At 56.2% G+C, this 2,361-nt stretch carries 2 protein-coding genes; both read left to right on the top strand.

Annotation, left to right across the window (positions count from 1 at the left end):
• The first annotated feature begins 181 nt into the window (after positions 1 to 181).
• A complete protein-coding gene (locus ONB24_10700) occupies positions 182 to 1,153 on the top strand; it encodes a substrate-binding domain-containing protein (GenBank protein ID MDZ7316583.1) in 972 nt (323 codons plus the stop codon).
• Positions 1,150 to 2,361 (top strand): sugar ABC transporter ATP-binding protein (locus ONB24_10705; GenBank protein ID MDZ7316584.1); only part of this gene is annotated, 1,212 nt, incomplete at its 3' end. The genes ONB24_10700 and ONB24_10705, both read left to right, overlap by 4 nt.

The following is a 2,361-nucleotide window of genomic DNA, read 5'->3' on the forward strand; positions in this document are numbered from 1 at the left end:
GCCATGATCCAAGCGCCAGCCTTAATCAGCCGCACCGCAGAGCAGGTCGTTCGGACTTTTGCTGCCGGCAAACTTTCAAATCTAGGCGATTAATACTCTCTTCCGACTTTAATTTTCTTGCATCTCCCTTTACAATCTCTTAATTTCGCTTATCATTCGATGCGCTATTCGGGAGAGTGCCATGAAAAAGCTTTTTTCTTTCAGCATCATACTCAGCCTATCCCTGCTGACAAGTTTTTGCGCCGGCCGCCGTCAGACGGAAATCGCTTTGATTCCCAAAGGAACAGACATCCTTTTTTGGAAAGCGGTGCATGCCGGCGGCGAAAAAGCGGCGCAGGATTTCGGCGTCAAAGTCATTTGGCAGGGGCCGCAAAAGGAAAGCGATCGAGAACAGCAGATCAACATTGTGCAGAATTTCATCAGCCGCGGCGTGAGCGCCATCGTCTTGGCGCCGCTGGATGAGAACGCTCTGGTGCGTCCGGTGCAGGCGGCGCTAAAGCGTAATATTCCGGTGATCATCATCGATTCGGGCCTCAAGGGCGAAGGCTATCTCAGCTATATCGCCACAAACAACTATGCCGGGGGTGCTCTGGCGGCGCAAAAGCTCGTCGAGATGCTCGGCGGCAGCGGCAAAGTCATTCTCATGCGCTTTAATGAGGGCAGCAACAGCACCCACGAACGCGAAGAAGGCTTTTTAGCCTGGTTGCGGGAAAATGCGCCGCAGATTACGGTTCTTTCTTCTGATCAATACGCCGGAGTCACCATAGAGCTGGCGCTGAAAACCGGTCAGAATCTGCTCAACAAGTACTCGGATGTCGACGGCATCTTTTGTCCCAACGAATCGACGACTTTCGGCATGTTGCGGGCGCTCAAGACGGCCGGCAAGGCGGGTAAGGTCAAATTGGTGGGATTCGATTATACGGAACCCATTGCCGAGGCTATACGAGCGCGTGAAATCAGCGGCGTGGTGGTACAAGACCCATTCGGCATCGGTTACCGAGGCGTCGAAGCGGCGGTCAAAGTTTTGCGCGGAGAAGAGATTCCCCGACGCGTCGAGACGCCTGTGGTGTTCGTAACCGCCGAAAACATCGACGATCCGGCGGTAAAAGCCGTCACCTCGCCCGACATCGACAAGTGGCTGACCGGCCGATGAATCCTCTGCTCGAAATGAGGGGCATCAGTCGGCGGTTCGGGGCAGTAATCGCTCTGCAAAACGTCGACTTGACGGTGCGTCCCGGAACCGTGCATGCGCTGATCGGTGAAAACGGCGCCGGAAAAAGTACGCTCATGAACATCCTCTGCGGCGCTCTGTTGCCCGACTCGGGCGCCATGAGGCTGGACGGTCGGCCGTATGCGCCGCGCAATCCGAAAGAAGCGCGCGCCGCAGGTATCGGCATGATTCACCAGGAACTGACTTTGGCGCCGCACCTGACGGTCGAAGAAAACATAACCTTGGGCGCCGAGAGGCACCGATTCGGCATTTTGCAGCATCTTCGGGAGGATGTGCGGAAAGCGCTGAGTCAACTCGGGCATGGAGAGCTCGAGCTTGACGCGCCGGTCATGACGTTGAGCGTCGGTAAACAGCAGATCGTGGAAATTGCCCGCTGCCTTTTGCTGCGCTCAAAGCTGATCGTCATGGATGAGCCGACCAGCTCGCTGTCGGCTGAGGACACGCAAAATCTCTTCAAAGTGATCAAGCGTCTGCGTAACCGGGGGATTACGGTCATTTACATCAGCCATTTTCTTGAAGAGATTCAAGAGATCGCCGATGAGTATACCGTCCTGCGCGACGGTCGAACGGTTGCCGCCGGAATCATGGAGGAAACCACCATTCCTCAGATCGTTTCGTACATGATCGGTCGAACTCAAGAGGAAATGTTTCCGCGTCTTCCCCACTCCATCGGCAAAGAATTGCTTGCTGCACGCGGTGTTAGTCGCATGCCGAGAGTACGGAACGTCGATTTGACGCTGCATGAGGGGGAAATTCTCGGCATCGCGGGATTGATCGGCTCCGGCCGTACCGAACTCCTGCGCTGTCTGTTCGGCCTGGACAAAGCTTCCGGCACCTTGACCCTCGACGGCCGGACGATCGATCTCGGCAAACATTCGCCGCAAAAGGCGTTGGCTTTGGGCATAAGTCTTCTCAGTGAAAACCGCAAGGAAGAAGGTTTGGCGCTGCAGCGTCCGATCCGCGACAACATCACCTACTCGGCGCTGCCGCGCTTCACCGGTTTTGCCGGCCGCATCGACGAGCGGCGAGAAACGGCTGCGGCTGTCGAGTGTGCGCAACAGGTCAACCTGCGCTTCAATCACCTGCTCGACCCCGTCTCTTCACTTTCCGGCGGCAATCAGCAAAAAGCG

It is taken from the genome of candidate division KSB1 bacterium, assembly GCA_034505495.1.
Lineage (GTDB): Bacteria > Zhuqueibacterota > Zhuqueibacteria > Residuimicrobiales > Krinioviventaceae > Fontimicrobium_A.

What these genes read in the sequence shown, in the direction of transcription:
- ONB24_10700 (MDZ7316583.1), top strand. Translation starts at nt 182, where the DNA reads ATGAAAAAGCTTTTTTCTTTCAGCATCATACTCAGCCTATCCCTGCTG.